A 4,285-nucleotide genomic window follows, 5' to 3' on the forward strand; every position below is an offset into this window, starting at 1 on the left:
GAGTACGAAGGCGTGCCGGAGCCGCTCGTAGACGTTCTGGGGCACCTGGATCCGGCCCAGCTGATCGGTGGACTCCATCCGGGATGCCACGTTGACGGCGTCGCCCCAGACGTCGTAGAAGAACCGCCGCGCCCCCACCACGCCGGCCACCACCGGGCCGGTCGCGATGCCCATCCGCATCGGTACCGGGTTGCCGCGCGGGTCGCGCAGTTCACCCACCGCGCGTAGCAGATCCAGCGCCAGGTCGGCGATCGCCTCGACGTGGTCGGGCCGCGGGGTGGGCACGCCGCTGACCACCATGTAGGCGTCGCCGGTGGTCTTGATCTTCTCCAGACCGTGCCGGTCCACCAGCCGGTCGAATGTGGTGTAGAGGCGATCGAGGAACCGGACCAGTTCGGTCGGCGGGATCTCGCTGGCCTTCTCGGTGTAGCCGGCGATGTCGGCGAACAGGATCGAGGCGTCGTCGTAGCGGTCGGCGATCACCCCGTGCGCCGGGTCCTTGAGCTTCTCGGCCACGGTGGCCGGCAGGATGTTGGCCAGCAGCGCCTCGGAGCGGTCGTACTCGACCTCCATGGCCGCCTCGGCCCGGGAGGCCTCTCGCAGGGCATACCAAACGGTCGCGAACATCAGCAGACACGCGCCGAACGTCGCGAGCACGAACCCGGCGTCCAGCGCCCAGCGGGGCTGGATTCCGGTGTCCTGCGGCACCGTGAACTGGAGGTACACCACCAGGCACGCGCCCACCGCCACCGTGACGCCCGCCAGGGCGAGGTGGTCGAGGCCGAGTACCAAGACGGCCAGCGACGCAGAGACCAGGTAGTAAAACTGCACGCCGGAGTCGGTGCCGATCTGGGTGCCGACGAAGGTCAGCGCGATAAAGGAGACGGCGACGAAAACCATTGCGGCGATGATGTTTCCGAACCGGTGCAGCAACGGGATGAGTAGAAACACCGCCGCCAGGCAGAGGTTTATCACCCCGATGTAGAGCACGCCCTCTCCGGTGACGGTCTGCAGCACACCCAGGGTGGCGGTCAGCGCGGCGGCGATCCAGGTGGCGAAGGTCAGGACCATCTGTGGCCTGGAGACGGACTCGGCCCAGTGCTGGTTACGCGCCGGGGGCCGGCGCTGCAGGCGCTCGCAGTCGAGCCGTCGCAGCCACCCCTCCGGCGCCAGTCTGCCAGCGTTTTTCCGGTCGGACCTCACCCGTCAAGACTAGCCGCGGCCGGGTCGGGGGCGGAAACGCCGGTGGGGGGCGGGGAGCCACGGCACACTGACGGTCACGCACCCCTTGCCGGACACCCGAGGAGCAGCCGTGGCCGACACCGACGACGAGAGTGTGCTGGAGAAGGTCGACGACCTCGTCGACGAGCTTCTGGGCACCGACATCGCCCCGACCGAACCCGAAGACCCCTGGGATCGGCGGCAGCGCATCCTGGACTCCTGGACGGCGATCATCCTGGCACTGGCGGCGGTGGCCACCACCTGGGCCTCGTTCCAGGCCAGCCAGTGGTCCAACGCGCAGTCCGATGCCCAGTCGGTCTCGGCGATCCAGCGCAGCGACGCCAACCGGGCCGCATCCGAGGCCACCAGCCAGTCGGTGGTGGACTCACAGATGTGGATCGCCTGGGTGGAGGCAGTGGCCTCCGGACAGAAGGACCGGGCCGGTTTCCTGCGCGACAGGTTCTCCCCGGCACTGGACAAATCACAGAAGGAGTGGCTGGGCACGGTTCCGGTGGACGCTGACGGCAACCCCGCGCGGGTGCCTGACGGCACCCCGCTGGACCTGCCGAGTTACGTTGTGCCGTCGCAGATTCAGGCCGATGAGTTGTCCAACAAGGCCGAAGCGAGTCTCGGCGAGGCGGACGAGGCCAGCAACACCGCCACCAAGTACGTGATGCTCGCCGTGTTGTTCGCACTGGTTCTGTTCTTCGCCAGTGTGGCCACCAAGTTCACCTCACCCAAGATCCAGGTGGCGCTGATTCTCACCGGATTGCTGCTGCTGGTCACCACCTGCATCCGCATGCTCCTGCTGCCGCAGATGTTCTGATGGGCGGGCACGAGGCGGCCGTCTTCGTCGACATCGCCGCGCCGGCCCGGCGGGTGTGGGAGTTGATCACCGACATCGCGCTGATGCCCGCCGTCAGCGAGGAGCTGCTTGCGGTGCAGTGGGCCGAGGGTTTCGACGGCCCCCGGCTGGGGGCGCAGTTCCTCGGCCACAACCGCCACCCGGCCGTGGGGGAGTGGACCACCCGTTCCCAGATCGTCGCCTTCGATCCGCCCCGGGTGTTCGGCTGGGCGGTCGGTGACCCCGAGAACCCCTCGGCGACCTGGACATTCGAGCTCAACCCGACCGGCCACGGCACCCGGCTGGACTACATCGCGCGGATCGGGCCCGGGCCGTCGGGGGTGACGGCGCTGATTGCGAGGTCCCCGGATCAGGCCGAGCGGATCGTCGCCGCCAGGCTCGGCCAGTTCCGGTCCGCGATGATCAGGACGCTGGCCGCGGTGCGCGAACGCGCCGAGGACCCCGGCGGACTGCGCTGACAGAGAAGCGCAGACCTTTCCCGGGAAACGCGGACCGCCCCTTATGCTGGGAGTCGTTCAGCGTAAGAAGGGCGCTCGGGACGGTGGCCGTGATCGACGACAGGGACCGCGAGGTCGGAACCGTGCTGTCCGGCATCCTGGGCCGCCAACTGCGCACCAGCGAGGTCGTCAGTGCGCTGGGGGTGTCCCGGTCGGCCTACTACCTCGCCCGGGAAGAGGGCCGGCTGGTTACCGCGGACAATCTGCTAAGGCTGGCGGCGGCGTTCGGAATCAACCCGGTCGACCTGCTGGTCCGCTATGAACTGATCAGCGCCGACGACGTGCTCGCCTACGCCGACCCGGAAAGGGCCGCGTCCGCGCGCGCGACGCGCGGTCCGCGCCTGGCCCGCCTCCAGCCGCGTCGAGACGCCCCGCCGATCTGAGCGGCCGGCCGCGGGGGATGCTGTGAGCGCGCTGTACCTGGTGAACATCCTGGTCGTGGTGGTCGCGGCCTGGGCGGTGTGGGAACGTCGCCTCGCTCTCGGCTCCCGCTGGGATGCGCCCATCACCTGGGGCATCGCACTGTTCGGGGCCGGCGCCGCGCTGGACTCGCCCTGGCCCGGAGTCGCGGCGGCGTCGTTCCCGCTGACCGGCCGGTACTACCTGCTGATGGTGATGGCCCACTTCTGCTATCTGGCGGGAGCTGCGATGGGGATCAGGTCCGTCTACCTCAGACTGCTGCCCGACGGGGCTATCGACGGCTTCATGCGCGCCAAGATGCTCACGCCGATCGCGCTGGCGTCAGCGGTCATGGTCGTCTGCGTGCTCGCGAGCCCGATCTCCACGACCATGCCGGCCGACCACCTCTACCTGGTCAGGCCCGACGGCTGGATGGCGGCGTACTGGGTCGCCTTCCTGGGCGCGCTGGGTGCGCTGGAGATGGTCTCGATGTACGGCTTGAACCTGCTGCGGGGCGACCAGCGCTCGGCGATGGTCGGACTGTTGATCGCCTCGCAGGCGGTCGGCACGCTGGCGATCGGGTGCATCGGCGTCGCGGTGCTGTCCGGGCGCGGTGGGGTCGCCCAGACCCTGGTGTGGCCCTTCGCCTACGCCGGCATCATCGGCGGGTCGATCGCTGCCGTCGTTTCGTGGCGGTTCCGGGTCCGTTCGCTGGTGTCCTGACCGGCGTGGGCGGACTACTGCTCGGCGAGGGCCATACTCAGCCCGACCTGGCCGTTCTCGATCGAGGCGACGGTGATCGTCACCCCTCGCGTCTCACCGCCCATGGTCACCGCACAGGTGATCGAGGACCCGATATCGGTGTCCAGATCGCCCGGGCAGTTCACCGTTGCCGGCCCCGAACCCGCCTCTGAGCTGAGTTGGGAGCTGATCATCTGCTGCAGATCGGCAGCGCTGACGGACGCCGACGCGATCCCGGCGCCCGCGCTGAGCGCGAGCAGGGATCCGGCGGCCAGGGCGAGGGGCGTCTTCATCCAGCAGAACCTACGGCACGGCCGGCGATTGCGGGCGGTCTTCGACCAGCGCTCGGCGACACGCATGGTGCGCTTCGTGGCAACGGAATGGGCAGCCGGGTCAGGACCGAGTACGTCTCGACCGAGTACGTCTCGAATGCCGCATGTCCGGCAAGCCTCGGACGACGCGCCTGAGCGCTGATCAGGCGGTCTCGGTCCTGGCTGAAGCCTTCCCGGGAGGGGCGCGCGGAACGCATCTACCGGGCTCTTGAGGTGGAGTACCGGTTCGA

6 protein-coding genes are annotated in these 4,285 nt (G+C 69.1%); 4 read left to right on the forward strand and 2 right to left on the reverse strand.

What is annotated here, in order from left to right:
* The coding region (locus ACKOQ4_RS13185) for an adenylate/guanylate cyclase domain-containing protein (protein WP_526292529.1) at positions 1-1,203 on the reverse strand (1,203 nt) is incomplete at its 3' end.
* 109 nt (positions 1,204-1,312) lie between these two features.
* Here ACKOQ4_RS13185 and ACKOQ4_RS13190 point away from each other — a divergent pair.
* From ACKOQ4_RS13190 to ACKOQ4_RS13205, 4 genes are all read left to right on the forward strand, one after another.
* Positions 1,313-2,047 (forward strand): hypothetical protein, encoded by a 735-nt coding sequence (locus tag ACKOQ4_RS13190; protein ID WP_526292531.1) that lies wholly within the window; start codon positions 1,313-1,315, stop codon positions 2,045-2,047.
* Positions 2,047-2,544: an SRPBCC family protein gene (locus ACKOQ4_RS13195; protein ID WP_526292533.1), complete on the forward strand. Its 498-nt coding sequence runs from the start codon at positions 2,047-2,049 to the stop codon at positions 2,542-2,544. The genes ACKOQ4_RS13190 and ACKOQ4_RS13195 overlap by 1 nt, the downstream gene beginning before the upstream one ends.
* Before the next feature lie 89 nt (positions 2,545-2,633).
* Positions 2,634-2,966, forward strand: a complete 333-nt coding sequence (locus tag ACKOQ4_RS13200; RefSeq protein WP_526292535.1) for a hypothetical protein — start codon at positions 2,634-2,636, stop codon at positions 2,964-2,966.
* A 22-nt stretch (positions 2,967-2,988) separates the two neighbouring features.
* A complete protein-coding gene (locus ACKOQ4_RS13205; RefSeq protein ID WP_526292537.1) occupies positions 2,989-3,705 on the forward strand; it encodes a hypothetical protein in 717 nt (238 codons plus the stop codon).
* 14 nt (positions 3,706-3,719) lie between these two features.
* On the opposite strand, the gene ACKOQ4_RS13210 is transcribed toward ACKOQ4_RS13205, so the two are convergent.
* A complete protein-coding gene (locus tag ACKOQ4_RS13210; protein WP_526292539.1) occupies positions 3,720-4,016 on the reverse strand; it encodes a DUF4333 domain-containing protein in 297 nt (98 codons plus the stop codon).
* Positions 4,017-4,285: the final 269 nt, after the last annotated feature.

The sequence above is a fragment of the Mycobacterium sp. genome (assembly GCF_046095365.1).
GTDB lineage: Bacteria > Actinomycetota > Actinomycetes > Mycobacteriales > Mycobacteriaceae > Mycobacterium.

What these genes read in the sequence shown, in the direction of transcription:
- ACKOQ4_RS13210 (WP_526292539.1), bottom strand. Translation starts at nt 4,016, where the DNA reads ATGAAGACGCCCCTCGCCCTGGCCGCCGGATCCCTGCTCGCGCTCAGC.
- ACKOQ4_RS13195 (WP_526292533.1), top strand. Translation starts at nt 2,047, where the DNA reads ATGGGCGGGCACGAGGCGGCCGTCTTCGTCGACATCGCCGCGCCGGCC.